Annotated in this window: 30 protein-coding genes and 1 tRNA gene; 21 read left to right on the top strand and 10 right to left on the bottom strand. The window is 63.6% G+C overall.

Annotation, left to right across the window (positions count from 1 at the left end; translation table 11 throughout):
* Nucleotides 1–76 precede the first annotated feature (76 nt).
* Nucleotides 77–508: a helix-turn-helix domain-containing protein gene (locus FHX11_RS28695; protein WP_184364388.1), complete on the bottom strand. Its 432-nt coding sequence runs from the start codon at nt 506–508 to the stop codon at nt 77–79.
* A 95-nt stretch (nt 509–603) separates the two neighbouring features.
* Here FHX11_RS28695 and FHX11_RS28690 point away from each other — a divergent pair, with 95 nt between their 5' ends.
* The gene (locus tag FHX11_RS28690; RefSeq protein ID WP_184364386.1) at nt 604–933 is read left to right on the top strand and encodes an antibiotic biosynthesis monooxygenase; all 330 of its coding nucleotides are present in this window, start codon (nt 604–606) and stop codon (nt 931–933) included.
* Between the two features lie 98 nt (nt 934–1,031).
* Here the strand turns inward: FHX11_RS28690 and FHX11_RS28685 are convergent, their stop codons facing one another.
* Entirely contained in the window at nt 1,032–1,658 is a 627-nt protein-coding gene (locus FHX11_RS28685) for a TetR/AcrR family transcriptional regulator (RefSeq protein ID WP_184364384.1), read from the bottom strand.
* Nucleotides 1,659–1,731: 73 nt separating this feature from the next.
* On the opposite strand from FHX11_RS28685, the gene FHX11_RS28680 reads away from it, so the two are divergent.
* Nucleotides 1,732–2,643, top strand: a complete 912-nt coding sequence (locus FHX11_RS28680; protein ID WP_246781190.1) for an alpha/beta fold hydrolase — start codon at nt 1,732–1,734, stop codon at nt 2,641–2,643.
* Between the two features lie 29 nt (nt 2,644–2,672).
* Here the strand turns inward: FHX11_RS28680 and FHX11_RS28675 are convergent, their stop codons facing one another.
* A complete protein-coding gene (locus tag FHX11_RS28675) occupies nt 2,673–3,563 on the bottom strand; it encodes a LysR family transcriptional regulator (RefSeq protein WP_184364380.1) in 891 nt (296 codons plus the stop codon).
* A gap of 98 nt (nt 3,564–3,661) precedes the next feature.
* Between FHX11_RS28675 and FHX11_RS28670 the strand changes: the two genes are divergently transcribed.
* A complete protein-coding gene (locus tag FHX11_RS28670) occupies nt 3,662–4,411 on the top strand; it encodes a sulfite exporter TauE/SafE family protein (protein WP_184364378.1) in 750 nt (249 codons plus the stop codon).
* 9 nt (nt 4,412–4,420) lie between these two features.
* On the opposite strand, the gene FHX11_RS28665 is transcribed toward FHX11_RS28670, so the two are convergent.
* Nucleotides 4,421–5,728, bottom strand: coding sequence for an MFS transporter (locus FHX11_RS28665; RefSeq protein ID WP_184364376.1), 1,308 nt, complete (start codon nt 5,726–5,728; stop codon nt 4,421–4,423).
* 105 nt (nt 5,729–5,833) lie between these two features.
* Between FHX11_RS28665 and FHX11_RS28660 the strand changes: the two genes are divergently transcribed.
* Complete coding sequence (locus tag FHX11_RS28660) at nt 5,834–6,292, top strand: helix-turn-helix domain-containing protein (RefSeq protein WP_184364374.1); 459 nt, start codon at nt 5,834–5,836, stop codon at nt 6,290–6,292.
* Between the two features lie 378 nt (nt 6,293–6,670).
* Here FHX11_RS28660 and FHX11_RS28655 read toward each other — a convergent pair whose 3' ends face one another.
* Entirely contained in the window at nt 6,671–7,045 is a 375-nt protein-coding gene (locus FHX11_RS28655; protein ID WP_184364372.1) for an ArsR family transcriptional regulator, read from the bottom strand.
* 107 nt (nt 7,046–7,152) lie between these two features.
* Here FHX11_RS28655 and FHX11_RS28650 point away from each other — a divergent pair, with 107 nt between their 5' ends.
* A complete protein-coding gene (locus FHX11_RS28650; RefSeq protein WP_246781189.1) occupies nt 7,153–8,376 on the top strand; it encodes an MFS transporter in 1,224 nt (407 codons plus the stop codon).
* Nucleotides 8,377–8,458: 82 nt separating this feature from the next.
* Here the strand turns inward: FHX11_RS28650 and FHX11_RS28645 are convergent, their stop codons facing one another.
* Nucleotides 8,459–9,565, bottom strand: a complete 1,107-nt coding sequence (locus tag FHX11_RS28645) for an aldo/keto reductase (RefSeq protein ID WP_184364371.1) — start codon at nt 9,563–9,565, stop codon at nt 8,459–8,461.
* 135 nt (nt 9,566–9,700) lie between these two features.
* Here FHX11_RS28645 and FHX11_RS28640 point away from each other — a divergent pair, with 135 nt between their 5' ends.
* Nucleotides 9,701–10,615 (top strand): LysR family transcriptional regulator, encoded by a 915-nt coding sequence (locus tag FHX11_RS28640; RefSeq protein WP_184364368.1) that lies wholly within the window; start codon nt 9,701–9,703, stop codon nt 10,613–10,615.
* Between the two features lie 70 nt (nt 10,616–10,685).
* Here FHX11_RS28640 and FHX11_RS28635 read toward each other — a convergent pair whose 3' ends face one another.
* The gene (locus FHX11_RS28635) at nt 10,686–11,414 is read right to left on the bottom strand and encodes an NIPSNAP family protein (RefSeq protein WP_184364366.1); all 729 of its coding nucleotides are present in this window, start codon (nt 11,412–11,414) and stop codon (nt 10,686–10,688) included.
* 95 nt (nt 11,415–11,509) lie between these two features.
* Between FHX11_RS28635 and FHX11_RS28630 the strand changes: the two genes are divergently transcribed.
* Nucleotides 11,510–12,136, top strand: a complete 627-nt coding sequence (locus FHX11_RS28630) for a TetR/AcrR family transcriptional regulator (protein ID WP_184364364.1) — start codon at nt 11,510–11,512, stop codon at nt 12,134–12,136.
* A gap of 34 nt (nt 12,137–12,170) precedes the next feature.
* Here the strand turns inward: FHX11_RS28630 and FHX11_RS28625 are convergent, their stop codons facing one another.
* Complete coding sequence (locus FHX11_RS28625; protein WP_184364362.1) at nt 12,171–12,632, bottom strand: MarR family transcriptional regulator; 462 nt, start codon at nt 12,630–12,632, stop codon at nt 12,171–12,173.
* 91 nt (nt 12,633–12,723) lie between these two features.
* On the opposite strand from FHX11_RS28625, the gene FHX11_RS28620 reads away from it, so the two are divergent.
* The 6 genes from FHX11_RS28620 (at nt 12,724) to FHX11_RS28595 (ending at nt 16,540) form a co-directional block, all read left to right on the top strand.
* Complete coding sequence (locus tag FHX11_RS28620) at nt 12,724–13,137, top strand: hypothetical protein (RefSeq protein ID WP_246781188.1); 414 nt, start codon at nt 12,724–12,726, stop codon at nt 13,135–13,137.
* Between the two features lie 158 nt (nt 13,138–13,295).
* Complete coding sequence (blh, locus tag FHX11_RS28615) at nt 13,296–14,591, top strand: bifunctional sulfur transferase/dioxygenase Blh (RefSeq protein WP_184364358.1); 1,296 nt, start codon at nt 13,296–13,298, stop codon at nt 14,589–14,591.
* The gene (gene bigR, locus FHX11_RS28610) at nt 14,591–14,926 is read left to right on the top strand and encodes a sulfite-sensing transcriptional repressor BigR (protein ID WP_184364681.1); all 336 of its coding nucleotides are present in this window, start codon (nt 14,591–14,593) and stop codon (nt 14,924–14,926) included. The genes blh and bigR overlap by 1 nt, the downstream gene beginning before the upstream one ends.
* Nucleotides 14,923–15,330 (top strand): YeeE/YedE family protein, encoded by a 408-nt coding sequence (locus tag FHX11_RS28605; protein ID WP_184364356.1) that lies wholly within the window; start codon nt 14,923–14,925, stop codon nt 15,328–15,330. The genes bigR and FHX11_RS28605 overlap by 4 nt, the downstream gene beginning before the upstream one ends.
* Nucleotides 15,327–15,767, top strand: a complete 441-nt coding sequence (locus tag FHX11_RS28600) for a YeeE/YedE family protein (protein ID WP_184364354.1) — start codon at nt 15,327–15,329, stop codon at nt 15,765–15,767. The genes FHX11_RS28605 and FHX11_RS28600 overlap by 4 nt, the downstream gene beginning before the upstream one ends.
* Nucleotides 15,767–16,540, top strand: a complete 774-nt coding sequence (locus FHX11_RS28595) for a sulfite exporter TauE/SafE family protein (protein ID WP_184364679.1) — start codon at nt 15,767–15,769, stop codon at nt 16,538–16,540. The genes FHX11_RS28600 and FHX11_RS28595 overlap by 1 nt, the downstream gene beginning before the upstream one ends.
* 117 nt (nt 16,541–16,657) lie before the next feature.
* Here FHX11_RS28595 and FHX11_RS28590 read toward each other — a convergent pair.
* Nucleotides 16,658–16,747: transfer RNA gene (locus FHX11_RS28590), tRNA-Ser, on the bottom strand.
* 231 nt (nt 16,748–16,978) lie between these two features.
* Here FHX11_RS28590 and FHX11_RS28585 point away from each other — a divergent pair.
* A complete protein-coding gene (locus FHX11_RS28585; protein ID WP_184364352.1) occupies nt 16,979–17,296 on the top strand; it encodes a hypothetical protein in 318 nt (105 codons plus the stop codon).
* Between the two features lie 17 nt (nt 17,297–17,313).
* On the opposite strand, the gene FHX11_RS28580 is transcribed toward FHX11_RS28585, so the two are convergent.
* Nucleotides 17,314–17,619: a hypothetical protein gene (locus FHX11_RS28580; protein WP_184364350.1), complete on the bottom strand. Its 306-nt coding sequence runs from the start codon at nt 17,617–17,619 to the stop codon at nt 17,314–17,316.
* 59 nt (nt 17,620–17,678) lie between these two features.
* On the opposite strand from FHX11_RS28580, the gene FHX11_RS28575 reads away from it, so the two are divergent.
* From FHX11_RS28575 to deoC, 7 genes are all read left to right on the top strand, one after another.
* On the top strand, nt 17,679–18,674 hold the full coding sequence (locus tag FHX11_RS28575) for a BMP family ABC transporter substrate-binding protein (RefSeq protein WP_184364348.1): 996 nt from the start codon (nt 17,679–17,681) through the stop codon (nt 18,672–18,674).
* 82 nt (nt 18,675–18,756) lie between these two features.
* The gene (locus FHX11_RS28570; RefSeq protein ID WP_184364346.1) at nt 18,757–20,268 is read left to right on the top strand and encodes an ABC transporter ATP-binding protein; all 1,512 of its coding nucleotides are present in this window, start codon (nt 18,757–18,759) and stop codon (nt 20,266–20,268) included.
* A gap of 7 nt (nt 20,269–20,275) precedes the next feature.
* Complete coding sequence (locus tag FHX11_RS28565) at nt 20,276–21,379, top strand: ABC transporter permease (protein ID WP_184364344.1); 1,104 nt, start codon at nt 20,276–20,278, stop codon at nt 21,377–21,379.
* A 10-nt stretch (nt 21,380–21,389) separates the two neighbouring features.
* Nucleotides 21,390–22,361 (top strand): ABC transporter permease, encoded by a 972-nt coding sequence (locus tag FHX11_RS28560; RefSeq protein ID WP_184364342.1) that lies wholly within the window; start codon nt 21,390–21,392, stop codon nt 22,359–22,361.
* A gap of 3 nt (nt 22,362–22,364) precedes the next feature.
* Nucleotides 22,365–22,757, top strand: coding sequence for a cytidine deaminase (locus FHX11_RS28555; RefSeq protein ID WP_184364340.1), 393 nt, complete (start codon nt 22,365–22,367; stop codon nt 22,755–22,757).
* A complete protein-coding gene (locus FHX11_RS28550; RefSeq protein ID WP_184364338.1) occupies nt 22,754–23,554 on the top strand; it encodes a purine-nucleoside phosphorylase in 801 nt (266 codons plus the stop codon). The genes FHX11_RS28555 and FHX11_RS28550 overlap by 4 nt, the downstream gene beginning before the upstream one ends.
* Nucleotides 23,555–23,556: 2 nt before the next feature.
* Nucleotides 23,557–24,330, top strand: a complete 774-nt coding sequence (deoC, locus tag FHX11_RS28545; protein ID WP_184364337.1) for a deoxyribose-phosphate aldolase — start codon at nt 23,557–23,559, stop codon at nt 24,328–24,330.
* The last annotated feature ends 3 nt before the right edge of the window (nt 24,331–24,333 follow it).

The following is a 24,333-nucleotide window of genomic DNA, read 5'->3' as shown; positions in this document are numbered from 1 at the left end:
CACTTGCATGGCTGAAATCTAGGTCAGGTGATCCATCCGGCCAAGCCTGCTCTGAGGTTGCGATGGCTTGTCGACGTCACAAGCCTTCCCGGAGCGCGGCAAGGACCTCCACCGCTCGCGCGATATCCGCCGATTGGAAATCGACGGCGAGTGCGCCGATCCAGTCGCGGCGCAGCCGGTCGGCCGCGTCATAGGCATCGGCGCCCTTGCCGGTCAAAACGACCAGTTGCGCCTTCCTGTGCTGTGGATTGTCCCGGAAGGCCACCAGGCCGTCGCGGACGAGTTCGTTGACGATGCGCTGCACGCCCTGGCGCGCGACGCCGGCTTCCCTGGCGATCAGTGCGACGGTGCGTCCAGCCTTCGGCCGCGCAATGGCGCCGAGCACCTGCCAGCGCGCGCTCGTCAGGCCGATCGGCCCGACGATCTCGTCGCCCCTTGCGAGAAGCCGCCCGTTCAGGCGGAAGACTTCAAGGATCAGGCGGCCAAGTTCGTCTGCATCTGCCGGCATGGGCGCTTCCTTTGATTGCGGACATCGATATTGACAATATGTTGTCATTTATCGATGATGAGATCAATGGGAAACCTGCACTCGGAGTAAGACGAATGAAGACGGATTCGATTTTTCGCGTGGACAAGTTCGCGGTGCCGGCGCAATCGCGCGATGCTTTCATGACCCGGCTACGGGTTACGCACAAGGCGCTGGGGGATGCGGATGGATGCGTGCAGAACCTGGTTCTCGAACAGGTGTCCGGAACCGGAGAGTTCAATGTCGTCACCATTGTCGAGTGGCGCGACAATGCCGCCTACGAGACTGCCAGGCAGGCCGCGCAGCAGCGGCAGAAGGAGAACGGCTTCGATCCGCAGAGCTACTTCCGCGAATTGGGTATCAAGGCCGATCTTGGAAATTACACGCCAATGCTCGAACGGACCTAAAGCAATTGTAGGAAAAGTGCGAAGCGGTTTTCCGTCCGGAATTGCGTAAAAACAAGAAGTTAGAGCGTTTCGGCGATTCTGTGAAGCGCTGAAACGCTCTAGGGATCTAACGCCGTACAGGCCCGTCCAACGTCCGGTGCATCCCGCTTCGGCAGGGATGTGCGAATGAGGCGGGCGGCGGCGTCTCCCGCCGCTTCCATATAGCTTGGATCGCGATGAAGCAGGACGACGGCGAAGGCGCCGTCGAGCAGCAGGATCACCTGGCGCGCGAGCTGCCGGGGCTCTTTGACGGCTCCCTCCTCCTCGAAGATCGAACATAGCCAATCCTCGATCCGCTTCTTGTGCGCCCGGCCGGCCAGGATGGCCGGGTGTCCGGGCAGGTTGATCAGCTCGACGGAGGTGCGCAGGAAGCCGCAGCCCTTCCATTTGGGATGGCTGGCCGAGCGGGCGAGATTGCGGAAGATGCCTTCCACCTTGGCGGCGGCATCGCCGTCGGTCTCGGCGAACCAGCGCTGGAACAAGGCGAGGTTCGGCTGGTCGCGAGCCTCCAGATAGGCGGCGATCAGGTCGTCCTTGCTGCGGAAGTGATAATAGAGCGTCCGCTTGGTGACGCCGGCCTTTTCCGCGACCGCATCGACGCTGACGGCCCTGATCCCCTCGCTATGGAAGAGCTTGCCGGCGGCCGCGATGATGCGCTCGCGCGTTGGAGGGATCGTATCGCTCATGCCCTGATGTATACCGACCAGTGAATATACACAATGCAAGCCCTCTTCTATCCTCGCCGCCATGAACAGCACCATGCTTCGCCTTTCGGCTGGGGACGGCCATGCGATCGAGATCCGATGCCTGGATGGCGTGCGGCTCGGCGGCCATCTATGGCACGCGCCGGATGGCGGTCCGCGCGGCAGCATCGTCGTCAATCCCGCGACCGGCGTGCTGGCGCGCTATTACCATCGCTACGCCCGTTTCCTTGCCTGTCATGGCTTCGATGTGCTGACCTACGATTATCGCGGCATCGGCCTGTCGCGGCCCGAACGCCTGCGCGGCTGCGGCTATCGCTGGCGGGATTGGGGCGAGCGCGATGTCGATGCCGCCCTTCGTTTCATGCGCGACCGCCGGCGCGACGGGCCGCTGATGGTGGTCGGGCACAGCGTCGGCGGTTTTCTGCCTGGGCTGGCCGAAAGCGCGCCGCTGATCGACCGGATGCTGACGGTCGGCGCGCAATATGCCTGGTGGGGCGATTACATGCCGAGCCGGCGGCTTGCCCTCTTCGCCAAGTGGCATCTCGTCATGCCGGCCGCCACCGCGCTTTTCGGTTATTTTCCCGGCCACAGGCTCGGATGGCTGGAGGACCTGCCGGCCGGCGTCGCCCATGAATGGAGTTTTCGCGGGCGGCGTTTCGAGCGCAGCCATCCGCGCGGCGAACGTCAGACCGTGCTCTCGCGCATGGCCGCGGTGCACGCACCGATCCTCGCCATCGCCGTTTCCGACGATGAACTCGGCACCGTGCCGGCCGTTCGCCGCACGCTCGACTATTACGGCGGCGCACCCCGGACGGCCGTGCTGCTTCGGCCGGCTGACTACGGCCGGCAATCCATCGACCACTTCAACCTCTTCCATGACAGCCATGCCGCCGGCTTCTGGATTGACACGCTTTCCTGGCTTTCCGACGGTCGCAATCCCTGGCCAGGCCATGTCGTCGGCTCCTAAGCTGGAGCGCCGGCTATCGATCCATCATTCTATTGTCCGCGCGGCGCCGCCAGATGCTCGAAAAGATCACGCATGGGCGCCGCCAGCACCTCTCCCGAGCGGATGCAGACCGCCAGTCGGCGTGTCGCCCAATCGTCGCCAAGGCGAACGGCGGCGATCTTCGCGAACCTGCCGCAGCGGCGCGCGGCGGTTTCCGGCACGATGCCAAGACCGGCCCCTTCGGCCGCCATGCGGCAGATGCCGTCGAAACTGCGCATGCGCATGCGCAGTTTCAGCCGAATGCCCATTCTCGCCGCCTGGATATCGATGTGATCCTGCAGCGCGCCGCCCGCAAGCCCGATGAAGGGATCATGCGCGATGTCGGCGAAGGAGACGCGCTTCTGACCGGCAAGCGCATGATCGCGCGGGCCGACCATCACCAGCCGGTCGACGGCGAAGGGCCGCAGCTCCAGGCCGGTGGTGTCGACCGCGTCGGAGAGAATGCCGATATCCGCCAGCCGGGCGGCAATGGCCCTGGCGATCTCGGTGCTCTGCCGCTCCTTCAGATCGATATCGATGCGCGGATGCGCCGCCATCCAGGCCGCCAGCCGTTCGGGCAGGAATTCGGTGATCGCCGCCGTATTCGCCGCCAGCCGGACGGTGGCGCGCAGGCCGCTGGCATGTTCGCCGAGCTCGCCCTGCATCTGCGCCACCTGCCGTTGGATCAGGCGGGCATGATGCGCCAGCGCTTCGCCCGCTGGCGTTGGCCGCACGCCGCGCCGGCCGCGCTCGAGCAGCTTGATGTCGCCGGCAGCCTCCATGTCGCGCAGGCGCTCGCTGGCGGCCGGCAGCGAAAGTCCGACATCGGCTGCTCCATGGGTGATGCTGCCGGCATCCACCACGGCGAGGAACAGGCGAAGATCGGTGAGGTCGAAACGCATGCGAGGAAGCATAACCGATATTAAGCCTTCGGAATAGCCGAAGCCTGACTGCGGATCATCCGCATTGCGCCCGTTGCCGAAACCTCTATGTCAACGGCATGGTGGATCATTCGCTATTCTTCGTGGTCGCGATCGCCGCGACCTTCTTTGCCGCCGGCCTCGTCAAGGGCGTTACCGGCATGGGCCTTCCAACGGTCGCCATGGGCGTGCTCGGCGCGCTGATCTCGCCGCTTGCGGCCGCCGGCCTGCTGATCGCCCCGTCCTTCGTCACCAATGTCTGGCAGCTCTTCGCCGGTCCGACATTCGCGCCGCTGCTGCGCCGGCTGTGGCCGATGATGCTGGCCGTCATCGTCGGTACGCTTATCGGTTCGTCGCTGCTGACGAGCGGCGACACCGTGCTGGCGACGGCGACGCTCGGCGCCGCGCTGGTCGTCTATGCCGCCTATACGCTGCTTGCGCGCCAGCTGCGCGTGCCGATGCGGCTGGAAGCGTGGCTGTCGCCCGTTGTCGGTGCGGCGACGGGAGTGGTCACCGGCGGCACCGGTGTCTTCGTCATCCCCGCCGTGCCCTATCTTCAGGCGCTCGGTCTGGAAAAGGACGATCTGGTACAGGCGCTCGGCCTGTCCTTCACCATCTCCACCGTCGCCCTCGCGGCTGGGCTTGCCTGGCGCGGCGCCTTTCAGCTCGACAATCTCGCCATGTCGGGGCTGGCGATCGTGCCGGCGCTCGCCGGCATGTGGGCCGGGCAACTCGTCCGCCGCCGGGTCAGCCCGGCGACGTTCCGTCTCTGGTTCCTGATCTGCCTGCTTCTGCTTGGCGCCGAAATGCTTGCGCGGCCGTTTGTCTAGCGGATGCCTTTAGGAGAGGGCTCTGGTCGCGGCCGCCGGCATGATGCGCAAGGTCGCGGCCCAGAAGAGAAGGGCAAGACCGCTGATACCGGCGCCGAGCAGGCAGACGCCTGGCCAGCCGGCATGGGCATAGGCGAGCGTCGATAGCGACGAGCCCAGCGCACTGCCGATGGAATAGAAGACCATGTAGCCCGCCGTCAGCCGGCTCTGCGCATCGGGCCGCACACGGTAGATCATCGCCTGATTGGTGACGTGCACGGCCTGCAGGCCGAAATCGATGACGACAACGCCGATGACCAGCCAGAGGATCGAATGCGGCAGCAGGGAGATCGGTCCCCAGGCGAGCAGCATCAACGCCAGCGAAATACCGGTGACGCGCTGGCCCGATCCCCGGTCCGTCCATCGCCCGGCCCTTGCCGCTCCCAGCGCGCCGGCCGCGCCTGCGAGACCGAACAGGCCGATTGCCGCATGCGACAGCGAGAACGGCGGTGCGCTCAGCGGCAGGACCAGCGGTGTCAGCAGCGTCGTGATGTTGGCGAAGATCAGCATGCAGAGGATGCCGCGGATGAGAAGGGCCGGTTCGGAGACCAGCAGTGCGAACAGCGAGCCGATCAGGCGCGGATAGGGCATCGGCGCGGGCCGGCCCTCCTGCGAGGGCAAGGCCTTCCAGAGCAGCGCGACGATGACGAGGGTTGCCAGCGCCGAAGCGAGATAGACGGTGCGCCAGCCCGAGAGATCGGTGAGTGTGCCGGCAATGGTGCGCGCCAGCAGAATGCCGAGCACGATCCCGCTGGTCACCACCCCGACCACATGGCCGCGTTCGGCCGGCCGCGCCAGGCTTGCCGCATAGGCGACGAAGGCCTGTGTCACCACCGCCAGCAATCCCATGACCCCCAGCGCCGTGAGCAGCATTGCGGCGCTCGGCGCGAGAGCAATGGAAACCAGCGCCGCGACCGAGAGCAGCGATTGCACGATGACCAGCCGGCGCCGGTCGATGAGATCGCCGGCCGGAACCAGCAGAATGAGCCCCAATCCGTAGCCGACCTGCGTCGCCCCGACGATCAGGCCGGCATGGGCGCGCGACAGGCCGAGATCGTCGGCCATCACGTCGAGCATCGGATGCGCGAAATAGGCATTGGCCACCGCCAGGCCGCTTGCCGCCGCAAACAGCAGCATGAGGGGGCGGGGGAGCGGCGGCGCCTTGCGCGGCTCTCCGTGATCCGCCGTCCCGTCGTCCCGTCGCCGTCCTGTCCCGCCCAGGCGGCTCTGCTCCAGCGCCCGGTCCGGGTCCAGCATCATCTCATCGTCGGGTCGCATCGCGGCGTCTCCATTGATTCGGTTTTATAATGAAACCATTTGATCAATAGCGGATCGGTTTTATAATGCAACCCCTGTCGATGCCCTTGGATTGAAGGAAGACGGATGGTCGGGCGAAAGAGCCTCAGCGGAGATTATTGCCCGAGCGCGCGCTCGCTGGATGTGATCGGCGACTGGTGGTCGCTGCTCATCGTCCGCGATGCCTTCGACGGGATGACACGTTTCGGTGAGTTCCAGAAGAGCCTCGGCATCGCCAAGAACATCCTGGCGCAGCGGCTGCGCACGCTTGTCGAGCGCGGCATTCTTGCGCCCGTCCCGGCCGCCAATGGCGGCGCGCATCAGGAATATCATCTGACGGAGATGGGCCGCGATCTCTTCCCGGTCATGGTGGCGCTGCGGCAATGGGGAGAGCGCTATCTGTTCGAGCCGGGCGAGCCGCATTCGAAGCTGGTGGATCGCGATACCGGCCGACCCATCCGCCTCGATGTGCGAACGGATGACGGCAGCGCGGTCACGGCCGACCGGGCCTTGATTCTCAAGGTGCCTGTCGCGGACGAGGATTGACAGGTCGAGCCGCAACCAGCCTTTGGCGCCCGCATTCTTGTTAGCCGACGTCCGATTGCTCAAGAGGCCTCGTGAAAAGACGCGGTTTCATGAAATCGACGACGCTCCCGAGTTTCGGCGGGGGATCGCTTGCCGGCCAAGGAAGCCGCATCGTGGCGGGTATGGTCTCGGTACCCTAGTGATGGCGCCGGTGCTTCATCCATTCGTCATCGGATACCATTCCGCGCCGGGTAACTCGACAGGGCGCTCGCCTGTATCGCCTCCCATGAGGGTGTTTGGCTGACCACGAGCGACGAGATTGCCGCGCGCTATCTCGAGCGCTCAGATGTGCCGGCCGCATGGCGCGACAGGGCGCGACATACGGGAGCGCCCGATGGATCAGGCAATGGGCGCGGCGGGCTCCCATGCCTTTACCAGATCGATCAGGCCGGGAAAGCGCGCGTCGAGATCCTCCAGCCGCACCCGGCTGCGCCGCTCGAGCCCATATTGTCTCTGGCGGATGAGGCCTGCTTCCCGCAGTGCCTTGAAGTGATGCGTCAGCGAGGATTTCGGCCGGTCGAAGCCGAACCAGCCGCAACTGTGGTCATAGGCCTCCGATTCCAGCAGCAGCTTGCGGATAATGATCAGCCGCAGCGGATCGGCAAGCGCGCCCATGACGGCTTCGAGCCGCAATTCGTCCACCGCCGGCTCGGGCAGTGGCGGCGGCAGGTCGTCGGGCAATCGAATATCGGCAAGGGCGGTCGAGGTGCTCATGGGCGAGTCCATAGCATACCAGTACGGTTTTTGTCGAACTGATATGTACGAGTTTTATCGAACTATGATAAGTACGATTTTATTCGTACTAATCGATGGAGCTTGCCATGACCTCTTCGTCCCCCGCCGATCCCGCCGTTTGCCTGAATTCCGTTGCCGCCGCGCAGCCCTGGCGCATGTGGGCGGCGGCCTGGATCGTCACCGCCGTTTTCATTCTTTCCAACGCTTCGACGCCGCTCTATGTGCGCTGGCAGGCCGAGATCGGCTTCTCGTCGGCCACACTCACGATAATCTTCTCCGCCTATATTCTCGGGCTGCTGCTGACGCTTCTGCTCGCGGGCCAGCTCTCCGACCGTTTCGGGCGCCGGCCTGTGCTTTTGCCGGGCCTTGCGGTGGCGATCGTTGCTTGCCTTCTGTTTGCGGGGGCTCATTCGGTCGCGATGCTGGTTATGGCCCGCTTCCTTTCGGGTATCGCCGTGGGCGTTGCCGTCTCGGCCGGCATGGCTGCCGTCGTCGATCTCGGCGGGGCGGAGCGCAGGAGACAGGCGGCGCTGCTTGCTTCCGTGGCCATGGTCGTGGGTGCCGGCCTTGGTCCTTTGCTCGCCGGCGGTCTCGCGCTCCTGTTGCCGCGGCCGGTCATGCCGATCTTCGCGATCGAACTTGCAATCCTGGCAAGCGCCATGTTGATCGCCTCTCTTCTGCCGCTGAAGCCCGGTGCGAAGACGGGCGCAGGCTTTCGCCTCGCGCTGCCCGCAGTGCCGCGCCTCAATCGCGTGCACATCGTCTCCGGCATGGCCGTCTTCGGACCGGGCATCACGGCGACCTCTTTCGTTCTCTCACTCGGGCCGTCGCTGCTCTCCCGGCTGCTCGACGTGACGAATCCGCTGATCGCGGGCGGCATGGCCTGCGCCATGTTCTTGGCGGCGACCTGCGTGCAGTTCCTGTTCAGGGGATGTTCCGTGAGGACGATTCTTCTTGCCGGAGCCGCCGCGACCGTCCTGTCCATGACCGGCATTGCCGTTGCGGTTGCGACGTCGAGCGTGATCTTGCTGATCGTTGCCTCACTCCTGGCGGGCAGTGGCCAGGGGCTCGGCCAGCTTGGCGGCTTGACGCTGATCGGCCTGCTTGTGCCGGGAGATCGGCGCGCCGAAGCCAATGCCGTGCTCAATATCGGCGGCTATACTCCGGCCGGCCTCATGCCGATCGCCACCGGCTTCGTCATCGACAGGGCCGGACTTTTGGTCGGCGCGACGGGTTTTGCCGCCGCTCTGGCACTTGCCGCGATCCTGGGCGGGCTCGCCGTGTCCAAAGCGGCTGCCGATCGCTCGTGATGCCCTGTGCGCGGGACCGGCAATCGGCTGAAGGCGACGATTGCCGGTCTCGCATCGTTATTTCATCTCGATTGCCGGCCGGTCAGCTTACGCCGGCGAAACTCCCGGATAGCGTCAGCTCGGGGAAATAGCCTTCCGGCTTGTATCCGACCGTCTTTCCGCCGGTCAGCCCTCCCTGGATCTCCGGGCCGAAGAAGGAGTAGGGGAAGGTTGAGGGCAGGGCGCTCACCGCGTCCAGCCGCCGGCGCAGGTCGGATGGGATTGTGAAGTCGAGCGCGCCGAGATTGTCCCTGAGCTGGTCCGGTCGCGTCGCGCCGAGGATGACGGAGGCGACGCCCGGCTGCGTCATCACCCAGTTCACCGCCACTTGCGCCATGCTGCGGCCGAGTTCGGCCGATACTGTTTCAAGCTCCGCGACGATCGCCCAGTTTCGCTCGGTGAATTTCTGGAAGCCGGGATTGCTTGAGCCGCGCATCGTCTCGAGCCGTCCGTTCGCCTGATCCCCGGCATCGGACCGGTATTTTCCGCTGAGCAGGCCGCTGGCCAGCGGGCTCCACACCATGATGCCGGCGCCATAGCGCGTGCCGAAGGGGACGAATTCCTGTTCGATATTGCGTTCCGCCAGGGAATATTCGAGCTGCAATGCCGAGACCGGCTCGTAGCCGCGCTGCTCCGCCACGGCTTGCGCGCGGCTGGCGTACCAGGCCGGCACGTCGGACAGTCCGACATGCCGCACTTTCCCGGAGCGCACCAGATCGTCGAGCGTGCGCATCACCTCTTCCGGCGGCGTCAGCCGGTCCCAGCAATGCAGCAGATAAAGGTCGATATGATCGGTGTTGAGGCGCTTCAGCGAGCCTTCGACGGCGCGCAGGATGTTCTTGCGGCCGTTGCCGGCGGTGTTCGGGTTGCCGCCGGAGATATTCATGCTGAACTTGGTGGCAATCACGGCCTCGTCGCGCAGCCCGCGCTCGGCGATGAATTCGCCAAGCCATGTCTCCGATGTCCCGCCCGTATAGGCGTCGGCCGTGTCGAAGAAATTGCCGCCGGCCTCGACATAGGCATCGAACATGGCGCGTGCGGTGTCCTTGTCCGCACCCCAGCCCCATTCCGTGCCGAAGGTCATGGTGCCGAGTGCAAGCCGCGGCACCTTCAGGCCGCTATTGCCGAGCGTGTAGTAGGTCATGCCCATAGTCCGATCCTCGCTTGTCGATCTCTCCGCTGGCCAGGCTCTTCCTGCGTCGCGGTTCGCCAGAACAAGATGCGCGAGCGGCATCTATTCGATAAGGCCGTTTATTCCGCATGCATCATGCGATATCATGCATGAATGGATCGCGATCTGCTTGTTCACTTGCCCGTTGTCGTCGCCGTGGCGCGCCGTGGCGGCTTTGCCGCTGCGGCGGCGGAACTCGGCATGAGTGCCTCGGCGGTCAGCCACGCCATCCGGCTGGTGGAAGAGCGGCTCGGCCAGCCGCTGTTTGCGCGCACGACCCGCAGCGTGGCGCTGACGGATGCGGGCCAAAGCCTCGTCGCCACCCTGGCGCCGGCCCTGCAGGATATTCGCGAGCGGATGGAGCGCATCCGCGCGGTCAAGGGGCGCCCGAGCGGCTTGCTGCGCATCAATGCGGCGCGCATCTGCCTGCCGCTTGCCGTAACTCCGATCATCGCGGCGATGGCGGAGCGATATCCCGACGTCGAAGTCGAGATATTCTCCGACGAGCGGCTGACGGATATCGTCTCCGAAGGCTTCGACGCCGGCATCCGCATCGGCGAGATGATCGCGCAGGACATGGTGGCGGTGCGCCTGACGCCTCCCTTCCGCTCCATCGTCGTCGCCTCGCCCGGCTATATCGGTCGAAACGGCCGCCCGGAGGATCTTGCGGATCTTTCCCGACACAATTGCATCGGCTACCGCCTCATCCGGTCCGGCGGTCTCTACCAATGGGATTTCGTCGAGGAGGGTCGCGATATTGCCGTGGCGGTACGCGGCCAGGCGATCGTCACGGAATCGCAGTCGGCCGTCGAACTGGCGCTGGCCGGCGTTGGCCTCGCCTATGTGTTCGAGCCTCTGGTAACGGCGGATATTGCCGCCGGCCGGCTCATTCAGGTGCTGGACCCTTACGCCGTCACCGAGGACGGCCTCTTCCTTTATTTTCCCCGCCGCGCCGAACTGGCGCCGAAGCTCAGAGCCTTCATCGATACCGCCCGGAGCCTTGGCCGCTCCGCCGCGCCGTTGTCCTGACGAACTCCCTTGCCCAGCCGGAATGGGAGCGAATGACCCGACGCGGACTGGACGAGGTTGCCAATCGCAATCACCAGGCGCAAAGCGACCGTGACGTCGGTGTCAAGCGCGCCACCTCGATGTCACGCCAGCACAGCCTATCCATGCGCGGATAGATTTCGTCCGTCCAACGGGTGTTTTGACGCAGACGCTCCCGGTAGCGAGCCACGCCTGCCTCGTCCTCGTGGCATTCGAACCAAACGAAGACGGTCTCGCCCTCGCGAACCGGGAGCCTTCGAAAACCGTTCGGGCTTTGCTCCGTGACAAACGTGGCTTCAACCCGAGCGCCGGCGTCCTGGATGATCGGGAGTGCGTGATCGAAAAAGAACCTCGCGAAATCGCCCTCTGTCGCCGGCGCCAGCGAGCAGGTATTCGCAATGACGAGGCCTCTCGTTTCGAGCCGCTGCATCTCCTGTTTTCTCTGTCGATTGCGCGCGAAGGGTTGCGTCGTGCCCGCCGGTTTCAGGAGCAGTACATTGTCCGAGTTGACCATCGTGGCGTTCGCGTCCGGCCCGTGTTTTTTCCAGACAGGACCCGAATAGAAGGATTGGAGCGCTTCCGTCCGCGCTTCCATGTCTCGGAAGGAGCGCACCCAGACGAAAGCATTGGGATCGTCAAGGTCGCGAAACTCCGCCTCGACATGCATGCCCAGCGCTTCCTGCGGTTCAACGAATTCCTTGTCGAACAGGTCAATCAATGGTTCCCGGCCTCCGGGAAGCAGCCGGTAGCGGCGGAGTTCAAATACGGAGTGCGATTCCATGCTCTCTCCCAACAGGTCAATCATCCTGTTTTAAAAGAGGATGATTGACCTGTTTTGTCAAGGTGCTATTCTCTTGAAAAATTGGTCGGAGTTGCATGATCGGAAACAGAAGAACCAATGATCCGGAGGGTGTCCGTCGCCGGATCGTCGACACGGCCTTTGATGCCTTCGTCAGGCAGGGTTATATCGCAACCGGGATGCTGGAGATCCGTGAAAAGGCTTCGGTGTCTGGCGGGGCGATGGCGCATCATTTTCCGGCAAAGCGCGAACTGGGACTGGCGGTTATTCGCGATCGGGTGAGCCAGGCTGTTCAGCAGACGTGGATCGAGCCACTGGATAGATGTATCGATGCGCCGGCCGCCATCGATCTGATTTTCGGGGACATCATTGGTGAACTGGCGCACAAGGGCTCGGTTTCCGGCTGTCCACTCAACAACATGGCGATGGACGTCTCCCCCCATGATCTGGAAATGCGCCTTGCCCTCGGCGATATTTTCGCTGCTTGGCACGAGGCATTGTCTGCAAAATTTCAGGCGGACCTGGCATCGGGACGCGCCAGCGACATCAACCCAGGCAGTCTCGCGACGCTGGTAATCGCCATTTATTCCGGCGCCATGGCGATGGCAAAAGCACGCCAGGATGTTGGTGCGCTCGTCGAATCCAGGGCGGAGCTGGCAGCGCTTCTGGCGCCGAAATATCACCCAGTAACGTCCGCCGGCTGATACTCCATTTTCAGTTCAGGGCTATCCCTGCACCTCATTCCGCCTGCAGGCTTCGTGCGAAGGTCGCCGAAACCGTCACGGCTCGCTCCATGAAGGCGGCTATCGTGCGCAACTCGTCCTGCGAATAACCTTCATAGAGCGCCTCCATCGCGGCTTGCAGGGGCGCATAAATCTGCCAGAGCGTCTGCATGTGCTCGGCGCGGGTCGTGACGAGGACTCTGCGTCTGTCGTTCGCGTCGTCCTGCCGTTCCGCATAACCGGCGCGCACGAGGCGATCGATCGCGGTCGTCATCGCGCCGGTCGATAGGCCTGTCCTGCGCGCCAGTTCGCCGGCGGTGACGCTTCCGCTCATCTGGATGATGTCGAGGCATTCGAGGTCGGTCATGTTCAAGCCGACCTTCGCTGCAACGCTGTGGCTCACCATCAACGCCTGCGCGCTGGACTTGCGAAGCGCATCCGTCAGCCGGGCGGCGGCTTCGTCGTATTCTCTTGACATTCTGATATCTCGATAATTAAGATATTTGATCACTAGCCTATATTGGACAACCACGCCAATGAATTTTCACGTCGTCATCCTGCAGGCAACCATGATTTTCGGAGCGATCGGGCTGGGCGGTGGTCTGTATGAAGCTCTGTTGATCGATCGCGCCTGGCCGAAACTGCCGCAACTGATCCAGCCGCAAAGAGGCGGCATCGACCGCAAGCTCTTCTGGATTCCGATGCACACGATCTACGAGTTTGCCCTTGTCGCCGCGCTCTGGGCGAATTGGCAGAACCCTTTCGCGCGGTCCTGCATCCTGGCCGCGCTGGCGGCGCACGCGATCACCCGGGCCTGGTCCCTCCTTCACTTCATCCCCGCGGCCCTCCGTTTCGAACAGGCTGATGACCTTAGCCCTCCAGAAACGGCGGCTGCCTGGGCCTGGACGCGGCAGAGCCGCTGGCGGATCGTCATCGAAGCCTGTGCCGTTGTCGCACTTGTTCTTGCTCTCAGCGGCGGCTGATGCCGCAAGCGCGATTGATCCGGGTGGGTGTTCTACTGTCCGGCTTTCATCTGGCCGGCGGTATCGATCGCATCGACGAAAAACACCGGGCGCTTGATTGCGCCATCAATATACATTATACGTAATTGTATATTGATATTTGCCAAGGAGCAGTCGCCATGACTTTCATCAAAATCACGGATAGTCTGGCAATATCCGCCCAACCTGAGCTTACCGCCTTCGGCGCCCTCGCCAAGCAGGGCTTCGCGCACATCGTCAACGCCAGGCCGGACGGCGAAGAGCCGGGCCAGCCGGGCAATGCTGCCGAGGCATCGGCCGCGCAGGCGGCCTCTCTCGGCTATAGTTTCGTTCCGGTCACCGGTCCCGCCATCACCGAGGCGGATGTCGAGGCGTTCCGGAAAGCTCTGTCGGATGCGCACGGACCTGTTCTTGCCCACTGCAAGAGCGGAACCCGCGCTTTGACGCTTTACGCGCTTGGCGAAGTTCTCGACGGGCGGATGAAGCGAGAGGATGTGGAAAGCTTCGGTCGCAATTTCGGTTTCGACCTCTCCGGCGCGGCGCGCTGGCTGGCGCGCGAAAACGTGCGCGTGCCGAAGGTCAAGGGCTTCTACGATCCCCGCAGCGGCAGCATCCAGTATGTCGTCAGCGATCCCTCGACCAAGGCCTGCGTCATCATCGACCCCGTTCTGGATTTTGACGAGAAATCCGGCGCGACGGCGACCGCGCATGCCGACGCCATCCTCGATTATGTGCGGACCGAGGGACTGAGGGTCGAATGGATTCTCGACACGCATCCGCATGCCGACCACTTCTCGGCCGCCGACTATCTCAAGCAGAAGACCGGCGCGCCGACGGCGATCGGCGCCCAAGTCGTCGGCGTGCAGCGGCTGTGGAAGGATATCTACAATCTGCCGGAGTTCGCGGCCGACGGGTCTCAATGGGACCGGTTGTTCGACGATGGCGACAGGTTCGCGATCGGCAGTCTCGAAGGTCGCGTCATGTTCTCGCCCGGCCACACGCTCGCCTCGGTCACCTATGTCATCGGCGATGCCGCCTTCGTCCACGACACGCTCTTCATGCCGGATTCGGGTACGGCCCGTACCGATTTTCCCGGCGGCAGCGCGCGGGTCCTATGGGCATCGATCCAGCGCATCCTGTCGCTGCCCGATGAGACACGACTGTTCACGGGCCACGACTACCAGCCGGGTGGGCGAAACGCCAAATGGGAAAGCACGGTCGGCGAGCAGAAGCGCGCCAACCCGCATATCGCCGGAGCGAGCGAGGAGACTTTCGTGGCGACCCGCGAGGCGCGCGACAAGACGCTGCCGATGCCGAAACTGATCCTCCAAGCGCTGCAGGTGAACATTCGCGGCGGTCGGCTGCCGGAGCCGGAGGATAACGGCCGGCGCTATCTCAAGCTGCCGCTCAACGCATTGGAGGGCGCCGCATGGTGATGAAAGCGAATTCGATACGCGCCGCCGTCCCGCCCGAGGATATGGCGAGCCGGGCCGGCGAAGTCGCTTCATTGCTGAAGACGCTGGCGCATCCTGTCCGCCTGATGCTGGCCTGCACGCTGGCCGAAGGCGAATATTCGGTCGGCGAGCTGGAGGAAAGACTCGATATCCACCAGCCCACGCTGTCCCAGCAGCTCGGCGTGCTGCGCGAGGCGGATGTCGTCGAGACGCGCCGCGAAGCCAAGCAGATCTTCTATCGGCTGACGGAAGAGAAGGCGGCACAGCTCATCCAGGCCCTCTACGGTATCTTCTGCCAGCCGGAGAAGCAGGCATGACACCATATCTTTTTCCGCTTTTCGGCGGCATGCTGCTCGGCCTGTCGGCGGTGCTGCTCTTGCTTCTCAACGGTCGGATTGCCGGCATCAGCGGCATCCTTGGCCGTCTCCTCGGCGGCCATGACATGGCACCTAACGCCGCCTTCATCGCCGGCCTTCTCGCCGGCCCGCTCCTGTATGCCGCAGCCTTCGGCCGCATGCCGGCCATGACGGTCTCCGCCTCATGGCCCATCGTGCTTCTTGCCGGCCTGTTGGTCGGGATAGGCACGCGCCTGGGGTCCGGCTGCACCTCGGGCCATGGCATTCTCGGCCTTGCCCGTTTCTCCAAGCGTTCATTCGCGGCGACGGCCGTCTTCCTTGCCACGGGAATAGTCACGGCGACCGCCATGGGGATATTGCAATGAACCTCTCCGCCCATGCTCGCCTCGCCGGCGCCCTTGCGGCGGGTGCAATCTTCGGCTTCGGCCTGTCGCTGTCCGGCATGGTCGATCCCGCGCGCGTCCTCGGTTTCCTCGATGTCGCGAGTGGCCATTGGGACCCGAGCCTCATATTCGTGCTCGCAGGTGCGGTGTTCGTCGCCGTGCCGGGTGTCCTGCTCCAGCGCCGGATGGCGAAGCCTGCGCTCGACCGGCAGTTCCGTCTGCCTTCGAAGACTGCCATCGACAAACAGGTGCTGATCGGATCGGCGATCTTCGGCGTCGGCTGGGGGCTCGGCGGCTTCTGCCCCGGACCGGTGATCTCGGCGCTTGCGACGGGAGCGCTGCCGGCCTTTCTGTTCGTCACCGCCATGGCCGCCGGCATGGTCATTCACGACCGGCTGATCGCCAGGAGCCTGCGATGATGGCCGCTTCTCTCCTCGCCGCGGTCGGTTCCGGCGGCCTCGTCGGCTTCTCGCTCGGGCTGATCGGCGGCGGATCGATCCTCGCCACGCCGCTGCTTCTCTATGTGGTCGGCGTCGCCAATCCGCATGTCGCGATCGGCACCGGCGCGCTGGCCGTCTCGATCAATGCTTATGCCAATCTCGTCAACCATGCCCGCAAGGGACATGTGTGGTGGCGGTGTGCCATCGTCTTCGCCCTGGTCGGAACTTTGGGCGCGGTGCTGGGTTCCAGTCTCGGCCTTCTGGTGGATGGCAAGAGCCTGCTGTTTCTCTTCGGTCTGGTGATGGTCGCCGTGGGATTGCTCATGCTGCGCCCACGTCGCGACGCCCAGGGACGGCAGCGTCCCGTCGACCGGCGCATGTGCATCGTCACCGCTGGGGCGGCCATAGCCACCGGCGCGGCATCCGGCTTCTTCGGCATCGGCGGCGGGTTTCTTATCGTCCCCGCGCTGATCTTCGCCACGGGCATGCGGACCATCAGCGCCATCGGCTCGTCTTTGCTTGCCGTCGGCACCTTCGGTCTCGCGACGGCATTCAACTATGCCAGCGCCGGTCTGGTGGACTGGCCGCTGGCCGCCGAGTTCATCCTCGGCGGCGTCATCGGCGGCGCGCTCGGCATGTTGCTGGCCACCCGCCTTTCCACAAGCACGAGAGCTCTCAACTGGATATTCGCCGCGCTCGTCCTCGTCGTCGCAGCCTATGTCATCGTCAGGAACGCCCCGCATCTGATCTGACGGAGCTATGGATGATGGGTGAGGGAAGAGCGCGGATGGTGCCGAAACGGAAGCATGAGGCACGGATCGGCGGCCTTTGGCGATAGCCGTTTGCTGAGCTGATTCTTTCGAGAAGAATGGCGGACAAGGTGGGATTCGAACCCACGGTACGCTTTCACGTACACACGCGTTCCAGGCGTGCGCCTTAAACCACTCGGCCACCTGTCCATCTGCACTTCGCATCCTAGGAGGAGCTATCGTGGGAACGGCGCGATATATACCGATGAATTTTCCAGGATCAACCCAAATCTGACAGTTTTTTGACTTCTTGGCAGAAAACTATCCACTTCTCCTCCATTGCACTTGTTTCGCGCGCAACTTATCTAAGGAAAAGGATGGAGAAAAATACGATCGGCCAGCGATGAATGGCCGACGCCAGTTGAGTATCAGGAGGAGTTTATGCGTTTCCTGTTGCGGTTTGCCAGCCTCGTCGCGCTGGTCGTTGCGGTGGTTGCCGGAACCATCGATTCCATTCAGTCGGTCGCGGCATCAGCCGTGGTCATGACGCCGATGGAAGATGCCTGGAAGGACGTCAGCCCCACGTCGCTCGCGAATGTCCAGTCGCTGATTTCCTACTATGTCCATCCCCGCCTCTACGATCTGGTGATGCAATGGCTGCTGTTCCAGCCGGCCTTCGCGGTCTTCCTGGTGATCTCGCTGCTCTTGTGGATGGTCGCCTACAAGAAGCCGGCGGTCGCGGGCCGTTTCAGCGTTTGAGGTTGCGGGCGAGCCCTTCAAGATCGACGGCGGCGCCTGTGCCATTCATGGAATTCGCGGTCGTCAAACACGGCGTCGATGTGCTCCGGAATGCGGATTTCGAGAGCCTCCCTGCGCCGTCGCGCACCGGCTTTTTTCGCGCCGCTGGCTAATAAAATCGCAGTTTGAGAGCGAAATTGTCCAAAAATCAGCGCCTCTGAGCGGGATTTTGGCAATTCCCACAAATCTTTACCAACTGAAAAATTTCTCGTGAATTTTTCGTGCAGCCATGCAAGGATGCGCGCCAGCTTGGCCTCGGGGGAGGCCGGCGGTTCCGCAGACATGTCCGGCCAACGGGCTTGCGGGAGGACCCAACAAGATAGAAACAATAGGGCTGCAACTCATGAAAAAATCCGTTTTGACCCTTTTCGCCTTGGCTGCCATGTCGGCAACGGCGCTTGCGGCCGACATCAAGCCGGCGATCGTCTACGGCACCGGCGGCAAGTTCGACAAATCCTTCAACGAAGCCGCCTATAACGGCGCCGAGAAGTTCAAGAAGGAAACCGGCATCGCCTATCGCGACTTCGAGCCGACGGGCGACACCCAGGGCGAACAGGCGCTGCGCAACTTTGCGAGCAAGGGCTTCAATCCGGTCATCGCCGTCTCCTTTGCCTGGACCTCCGCCCTGCAGAAGGTTGCGGCCGAATATCCCAAGACCCAGTTCGTCCTGATCGACGACAGCCTCGACCTGCCGAACGTCCGTTCCGTCAAGTTCAAGGAAAATGAGGGCTCCTACCTCGCCGGCGTCATGGCTGCCCTGTCGTCCAAGAGCGGCAAGATCGGCTTCGTCGGCGGCATGGACATTCCGCTGATCCGCAAGTTCGAATGTGGTTACGAGCAGGGCGCGCGCGCCACCAATGCCAAGATCGAAGTCTTCCAGAACATGACCGGCACCACGGGTGCAGCCTGGAACGACCCGGTTCGCGGCGGCGAGCTGACCAAGAACCAGATCGACCAGGGCGCGGACGTCGTCTACGCGGCCGCCGGCGCCACCGGCCTCGGCGTGCTGCAGACCGCCGCCGACAACAAGAAGCTCTCGATCGGCGTCGACTCCAACCAGAATTACCTGCATCCGGGCTCGGTCCTGACCTCGGTCGTCAAGCGCGTCGACCTCGCCGTCTACAACGCCTTCACCGACGCCAAGGCCGGCAAGTTCACGGCCGGCACGCAGGAACTCGGCCTCAAGGAAGAGGGTGTTGGCGTTGCTATGGACGACAACAACAAGCCGCTGGTGACGCCGGAAATCAAGGCCGCCGTCGACAAGGCAACGGCCGACATCATTGGCGGCACGGTCAAGGTGCACGACTACACCGTCGACAACGCCTGCCCGAAGAGCTGATATGAAACAAGGGCGTATGGCGGCTTCAATGCGTCATACGCCCTTTTCTTATCCGGAATTCTGATTTCTGGAGCCGCCCATAGTGAGCCAAACGCCTGCCATCGAACTCGTGGGCATCGACAAGAAGTTCGGTGCCGTCCACGCCAATAAAGACATCAACCTGACCGTTTCCAAGGGTTCGATCCACGGGATCATCGGCGAAAACGGTGCCGGGAAATCGACTCTGATGTCGATTATCTACGGCTTCTATCAGGCCGACAGCGGCGAGATCCGCATCAACGGCAATCCCATCGCCATCCGGGACAGCCAGACGGCCATCGCCGCCGGCATCGGCATGGTGCACCAGCATTTCATGCTGGTCGACAATTTCACCGTCTTGGAAAACGTCATGCTGGGCGCCGAAGGCGGAGCCCTTCTGGCCAAGGGCGTCGCGGCGGCTCGCGCCGAGCTCGGGCGTCTGGAGAAGGATTATGGCCTGGATGTCGATCCCGACACGCTGATCGAGGAACTTCCCGTCGGCCAGCAGCAGCGCGTCGAGATCCTGAAGGCCATGTATCGCGGCGCCGAGATCCTCATCCTCGATGAGCCCACCGGCGTTCTGACGCCTGCCGAGGCCGACAATCTGTTCCGCATCCTGCGGGTGCTGCGCGATCAGGGCAAGACAATCATCCTCATCACCCACAAGCTGCGTGAGATCATGGCGATCACCGATACGGTATCGGTCATGCGCCGCGGTGAGATGGTCGCCACCCGTAAGACGGCGGAAACCACGGTCGAGGAATTGGCCGAGCTGATGGTCGGCCGCCGCGTGCTGCTGCGCGTCGAGAAGGGCGCCCCCAGTCCCGGCGAGGTCCTGCTTTCGGTGCGCAACCTCACCGTCAAGGACGGCCGTGGCGTCACGATGGTCGACAATGTCTCCTTCGATGTCCGGGCCGGCGAGATCGTCGGGATCGCCGGCGTCGCCGGCAATGGCCAGTCGGAACTGCTGGAAGCGATCGCCGGCATCCGCAAGCCGGCTTCCGGCGAAATCCATCTGAACGGCAAGCCGATCGGCAGCGCCGATCCGGCGGCCCTGCGTGCCCTCGGCCTTGCCCATATCCCCGAAGACCGCCATCACATGGGCCTCGTCCTCAAATTCGAGGAATATGAGAATTCCATGCTCGGCTATCATCGCGACAGCAAATATGGCCGGGCCGGCATGCTCGATCTCGACGCCATGCGCAAGGATGCCATGGAAAAGATCGAGAAATACGACATCCGCCCGCCGAACGCCCGGCTGAAGACCGCCAATTTCTCCGGCGGCAACCAGCAGAAGATCGTCGTCGCCCGCGAGATCGAGCGCGACCCGAAGACGCTGCTGATCGGCCAGCCGACGCGCGGCGTCGACATCGGCGCCATCGAGTTCATCCATCGCCGCATCATCGAGATGCGCGACGCCGGCAAGGCGATCCTGCTGGTCTCGGTGGAGCTGGACGAGATCCGCGCGCTGTCCGACCGCATCCTCGTCATGTTCGCCGGCCATGTCGTCGGCGAAAAAACGGCTGACGCCGGTGAACAGACCCTCGGCCTGATGATGGCCGGCATTGCCGCGTGAGGCCTTGATGAGTACCGTTTCCGTTCCGCTTCCCAACTGGATCACTTACGGCCTGATCCCGATCCTCAATCTGATCGTCGCCTTCCTGATCTCCGGCCTCGTGGTCTGGCTGATCGGCGAGAGCCCGCTCGACGCGCTGAACCTGCTGCTGCAGGGTGCGCTCGGCAGCGGCGAGGGCATCGGCTTCACGCTCTATTATGCCACGAGCTTCATCTTCACCGGCCTGTCGGTCGCGGTCGCCATCCATGCCGGCCTGTTCAACATCGGCTCGGAAGGCCAGGCCTATGTCGGCGGCCTCGGCTGCGCCCTGGTGGCGCTGACGCTCGACAACTATGTGCCCTGGTATGTGACGATGCCCTTCGCGGTCGTCGGCGCCGCCATCTTCGGCGCGCTCTGGGCTCTCATTCCCGCCTGGCTGCAGGCCAAGCGCGGCAGCCATGTCGTCATCACCACCATCATGTTCAACTTCATCGCCTCGGCGATGATGAACTTCATCCTGGTGCATGTGCTGATCGTGCCGGGCAAGATGGCGCCGGAAACCCGCACCTTCCTCGAGGGCGGTCAGCTTCCGAAGCTCGACTGGCTGATGAGCGTCTTCGGCTCGACCATCGGTGCCGCGCCGCTCAACGTGTCCTTCCTGATCGCGCTGGTCATGTGCTTCCTCGTCTGGGTGCTCGTCTGGCGCACCAAGCTCGGCTATGAAATGCGCACGCTGGGCCTGAGCCCGACGGCGGCCGTCTATGCCGGCATTCCCTATGCCCGCACGGTCATCATCGCCATGCTGATCTCCGGCGGCCTTGCCGGGATGATGGCGCTCAATCCGGTCATGGGCTCTTCTGCCCGCCTGCAGGTCGAATTCGTGCTCGGCGCCGGTTTCGTCGGCATCGCCGTGTCGCTCATGGGCCGCAACCATCCGCTCGGCATCATCCTGGCGGCGATCCTGTTCGGCATTCTCTATCAGGGCGGCGACGCGCTGTCCTTCGACATGCCGAACATCACGCGCGACATGATCGTGGTGATCCAGGGTCTGGTCATCCTGTTCGCCGGCGCTCTCGAATATATGTTCCGCCCCGCGCTGGTGCGCATCTATCAAAAATTCGCCAGGACGTGAGGATCGGACGATGGAATATTATGATCTCCTCATCAGCATATTTGGCTCGACCGTCCGCCTGTCTATTCCACTGATCTTCACGGCGCTCGCCGGGCTGTTCTCCGAACGCGCCGGCATTTTCGACATCGGCCTCGAAGGCAAGATGCTGGCCTCGGCCTTCGCCGCCGCCTGTGTCGCCTCCGTCACCGGTTCGGCCTGGGCCGGGCTTGGCGCCGGCATCGTCATCTCGGTCGCCTTCGGCCTGCTGCACGGCTTCGCCTCGATCACCAATCGCGGCAACCAGATCGTCTCCGGCGTCGCCATCAACTTCCTGACGGCGGGTCTTACCATCGTGCTCGGCCAGGCCTGGTTCGGCCAGGGCGGCCGCACGCCGACGCTGCCGGGCTCGGCGCGCTTTTCCGCAATCACCCTGCCGGGCGTCGATGCCGTCCGCGACGTGCCGTTCATCGGCCCGCTCTATGCCAATGTCATTTCCGGCAACAATATCCTCACCTATCTCGCCTTCATCGCCGTGCCGATCTCCTGGTGGATTCTCTATCGCACCCGTTTCGGCCTGCGGCTGCGCGCCGTCGGCGAAAATCCGGGCGCCGTCGATACCGCCGGCATCTCGGTCGAATGGCTGCGTTACCGCTCGCTGATCGTTGCCGGCATCCTCTGCGGCTTCTCGGGCACCTATCTCGCCATCGCCCAGTCGGCCGCCTTCATCAACAACATGTCGGCGGGCAAGGGCTATATCGCGCTGGCGGCGCTGATCTTCGCCAAGTGGAAGCCGGTGCCGGTCATGTTCACCTGCCTGCTCTTCGGCTTCCTCGATGCCTTCGCCAATTTCATGCAGGGCAAGGCGGTTCCGGGCATCGGCGAAGTGCCGGTGCAGATTTTCCAGGCGCTGCCCTATATCCTGACCTGCATCCTGCTCGCAGGCTTCATCGGCGTCGCCAAGCCGCCAAAGGCAGGTGGCGTGCCCTATACCAAGGAGCGCTAAACTATGTCGCATGATCTGTTCGAGGCCGCCCGCGGGGCGATGGCCTTCGCCCATGCCCCCTATTCCAAATTTCCCGTCGGCGCGGCGATCCGTGCCGAGGACGGCAAGATCTATGCCGGCGCCAATATCGAGAACCTGTCCTTCCCGCAGGGCTGGTGCGCCGAGCCCACGGCGATCAGCCACATGATCATGGGCGGTGCCAAGAAGATCGTCGAAATGGCCGTCATCGCCGAGAAACTGCCGCTCTGCCCGCCCTGCGGCGGCTGCCGGCAGAAGATCGCCGAATTTGCCAACAAGGAGACGCGCATCTATCTTTGCGACGAAACCGGGGTGAGGAAGACCATGACCATGGACGAATTGCTGCCCTTCAGCTTCGAAACCGAGATACTGGGATGAGCGCGGCCGTCGACGTCCTCGCCGAAAAGCTCGGCGATCTCCAGCCGCGCTACGGCATCGTCCTCGGCTCCGGCCTGGGCTCGCTGGTGGATCAGGTGCAGAATGCCGTGCGCATTCCCTATGCGGAGATTCCGGGCTTCCCGATCAGCGCCGTTTCCGGTCATGCCGGTACGCTGGTCGCCGGCACGCTCGGCGATGTCCCGGTCGTCATGCTGTCGGGCCGCGTCCATTATTACGAAAAGGGCGACGCCAACGCCATGCGCGTGCCGATCGAGACGCTGAAGGCGCTCGGCGTCGAAACGCTGATCCTGACCAATTCCGCCGGGTCGCTGCGCGAGGAGATGCCGCCGGGCTCGGTGATGCAGATCACCGACCACATCAATTATTCCGGCATGAACCCGCTGATCGGCGAGGAAAGCGACAGCCGTTTCGTCGGCATGACCAGCGCCTATGACGCCGATCTCATCATCCGCATGCGCAAGGCGGCGGAAAAGGCCGAGATCAAGCTGTCGCATGGCGTCTATATGTGGTTCTCCGGGCCGAGCTTCGAAACGCCGGCGGAGATCCGCATGGCGCGCATCCTCGGCGCCGATGCCGTCGGCATGTCGACGGTGCCGGAGGTCATTCTGGCGCGTCTTTTCGGCCTGAGGGTTGCCGCGGCCTCCGTCATTACTAACTATGGGGCTGGCATGACCGGCGCCGAGCTGACGCATGAGGAGACCAAGGATATGGCTCCGGTCGGCGGCGCCCGACTTGCGGCTATTCTGACGGAAATGATTGCGGATGGAGGAAACTGACGATGACGAGCCATTCCCTGAGAGAAACGGCGGCCGTTGCGCTTTCCCTTCTCGACCTCACCAATCTCAAGGATGATTGTACGCCGGCCCAGATCGAGACGCTCTGCGAACGGGCGCAATCGCCCTATGGCAACACCGCCGCCATCTGCATCTGGCCGCGCTTCGTCGCCCAGGCGCGCGGCATTCTCGGCACCGACCATGCGGTGAAGATCGCGACCGTGGTGAATTTCCCGGCCGGCGATATGGAAGTGGCCGATGTCGCCGCCGAGGCGCGCGAGGCGATCGCCGACGGCGCCGACGAGATCGATCTCGTCATTCCCTATCGCGCGCTTCTGGCCGGCAACGAACGGGCGGTCACCGACATGGTCTCCGCCGTCAAGGCCGAATGCACTGGGCCGGTGATCCTGAAGACCATCTTGGAAACCGGCGAGCTCAAGGACGTGGCGCTGATCCAGCGCGCCTCCGAGCTGGCGATCGCGGCGGGTTCCGATTTCATCAAGACCTCCACCGGCAAGGTCGCCGTCAACGCGACGCTCGAAGCCGCCGACATCATGCTGCGGGCCATTCGAGCCAGTGGTCGCAAGGTCGGTTTCAAGCCGGCCGGCGGTATCGGTTCCGTCGCCGATGCGGCGCTCTATCTGAGCCTTGCCGAAACCATCATGGCGCCGGACTGGGCCATGCCATCCACCTTCCGTTTCGGTGCGTCGAGCCTGCTCGACGATATCCTCAACGTGCTGGCCGGCGGGCAATCCAAGACAGCGTCGTCAGGCTATTGAGGC

This window comes from Rhizobium sp. BK602 (genome assembly GCF_014195095.1).
GTDB lineage: Bacteria > Pseudomonadota > Alphaproteobacteria > Rhizobiales > Rhizobiaceae > Rhizobium.
This window is presented reverse-complemented; position numbering and strand designations above follow the sequence as displayed.

Coding starts and splice junctions, on each gene's coding strand:
- FHX11_RS28695 (WP_184364388.1), bottom strand. CDS start 508: ATGCCGGCAGATGCAGACGAACTTGGCCGCCTGATCCTTGAAGTCTTC.
- FHX11_RS28690 (WP_184364386.1), top strand. CDS start 604: ATGAAGACGGATTCGATTTTTCGCGTGGACAAGTTCGCGGTGCCGGCG.
- FHX11_RS28685 (WP_184364384.1), bottom strand. CDS start 1,658: ATGAGCGATACGATCCCTCCAACGCGCGAGCGCATCATCGCGGCCGCC.
- FHX11_RS28680 (WP_246781190.1), top strand. CDS start 1,732: ATGCTTCGCCTTTCGGCTGGGGACGGCCATGCGATCGAGATCCGATGC.
- FHX11_RS28675 (WP_184364380.1), bottom strand. CDS start 3,563: ATGCGTTTCGACCTCACCGATCTTCGCCTGTTCCTCGCCGTGGTGGAT.
- FHX11_RS28670 (WP_184364378.1), top strand. CDS start 3,662: ATGGTGGATCATTCGCTATTCTTCGTGGTCGCGATCGCCGCGACCTTC.
- FHX11_RS28665 (WP_184364376.1), bottom strand. CDS start 5,728: ATGCGACCCGACGATGAGATGATGCTGGACCCGGACCGGGCGCTGGAG.
- FHX11_RS28660 (WP_184364374.1), top strand. CDS start 5,834: ATGGTCGGGCGAAAGAGCCTCAGCGGAGATTATTGCCCGAGCGCGCGC.
- FHX11_RS28655 (WP_184364372.1), bottom strand. CDS start 7,045: ATGAGCACCTCGACCGCCCTTGCCGATATTCGATTGCCCGACGACCTG.
- FHX11_RS28650 (WP_246781189.1), top strand. CDS start 7,153: ATGACCTCTTCGTCCCCCGCCGATCCCGCCGTTTGCCTGAATTCCGTT.
- FHX11_RS28645 (WP_184364371.1), bottom strand. CDS start 9,565: ATGGGCATGACCTACTACACGCTCGGCAATAGCGGCCTGAAGGTGCCG.
- FHX11_RS28640 (WP_184364368.1), top strand. CDS start 9,701: ATGGATCGCGATCTGCTTGTTCACTTGCCCGTTGTCGTCGCCGTGGCG.
- FHX11_RS28635 (WP_184364366.1), bottom strand. CDS start 11,414: ATGGAATCGCACTCCGTATTTGAACTCCGCCGCTACCGGCTGCTTCCC.
- FHX11_RS28630 (WP_184364364.1), top strand. CDS start 11,510: ATGATCGGAAACAGAAGAACCAATGATCCGGAGGGTGTCCGTCGCCGG.
- FHX11_RS28625 (WP_184364362.1), bottom strand. CDS start 12,632: ATGTCAAGAGAATACGACGAAGCCGCCGCCCGGCTGACGGATGCGCTT.
- FHX11_RS28620 (WP_246781188.1), top strand. CDS start 12,724: ATGATTTTCGGAGCGATCGGGCTGGGCGGTGGTCTGTATGAAGCTCTG.
- blh (WP_184364358.1), top strand. CDS start 13,296: ATGACTTTCATCAAAATCACGGATAGTCTGGCAATATCCGCCCAACCT.
- bigR (WP_184364681.1), top strand. CDS start 14,591: ATGAAAGCGAATTCGATACGCGCCGCCGTCCCGCCCGAGGATATGGCG.
- FHX11_RS28605 (WP_184364356.1), top strand. CDS start 14,923: ATGACACCATATCTTTTTCCGCTTTTCGGCGGCATGCTGCTCGGCCTG.
- FHX11_RS28600 (WP_184364354.1), top strand. CDS start 15,327: ATGAACCTCTCCGCCCATGCTCGCCTCGCCGGCGCCCTTGCGGCGGGT.
- FHX11_RS28595 (WP_184364679.1), top strand. CDS start 15,767: ATGGCCGCTTCTCTCCTCGCCGCGGTCGGTTCCGGCGGCCTCGTCGGC.
- FHX11_RS28585 (WP_184364352.1), top strand. CDS start 16,979: ATGCGTTTCCTGTTGCGGTTTGCCAGCCTCGTCGCGCTGGTCGTTGCG.
- FHX11_RS28580 (WP_184364350.1), bottom strand. CDS start 17,619: ATGTCTGCGGAACCGCCGGCCTCCCCCGAGGCCAAGCTGGCGCGCATC.
- FHX11_RS28575 (WP_184364348.1), top strand. CDS start 17,679: ATGAAAAAATCCGTTTTGACCCTTTTCGCCTTGGCTGCCATGTCGGCA.
- FHX11_RS28565 (WP_184364344.1), top strand. CDS start 20,276: ATGAGTACCGTTTCCGTTCCGCTTCCCAACTGGATCACTTACGGCCTG.
- FHX11_RS28560 (WP_184364342.1), top strand. CDS start 21,390: ATGGAATATTATGATCTCCTCATCAGCATATTTGGCTCGACCGTCCGC.
- FHX11_RS28555 (WP_184364340.1), top strand. CDS start 22,365: ATGTCGCATGATCTGTTCGAGGCCGCCCGCGGGGCGATGGCCTTCGCC.
- FHX11_RS28550 (WP_184364338.1), top strand. CDS start 22,754: ATGAGCGCGGCCGTCGACGTCCTCGCCGAAAAGCTCGGCGATCTCCAG.
- deoC (WP_184364337.1), top strand. CDS start 23,557: ATGACGAGCCATTCCCTGAGAGAAACGGCGGCCGTTGCGCTTTCCCTT.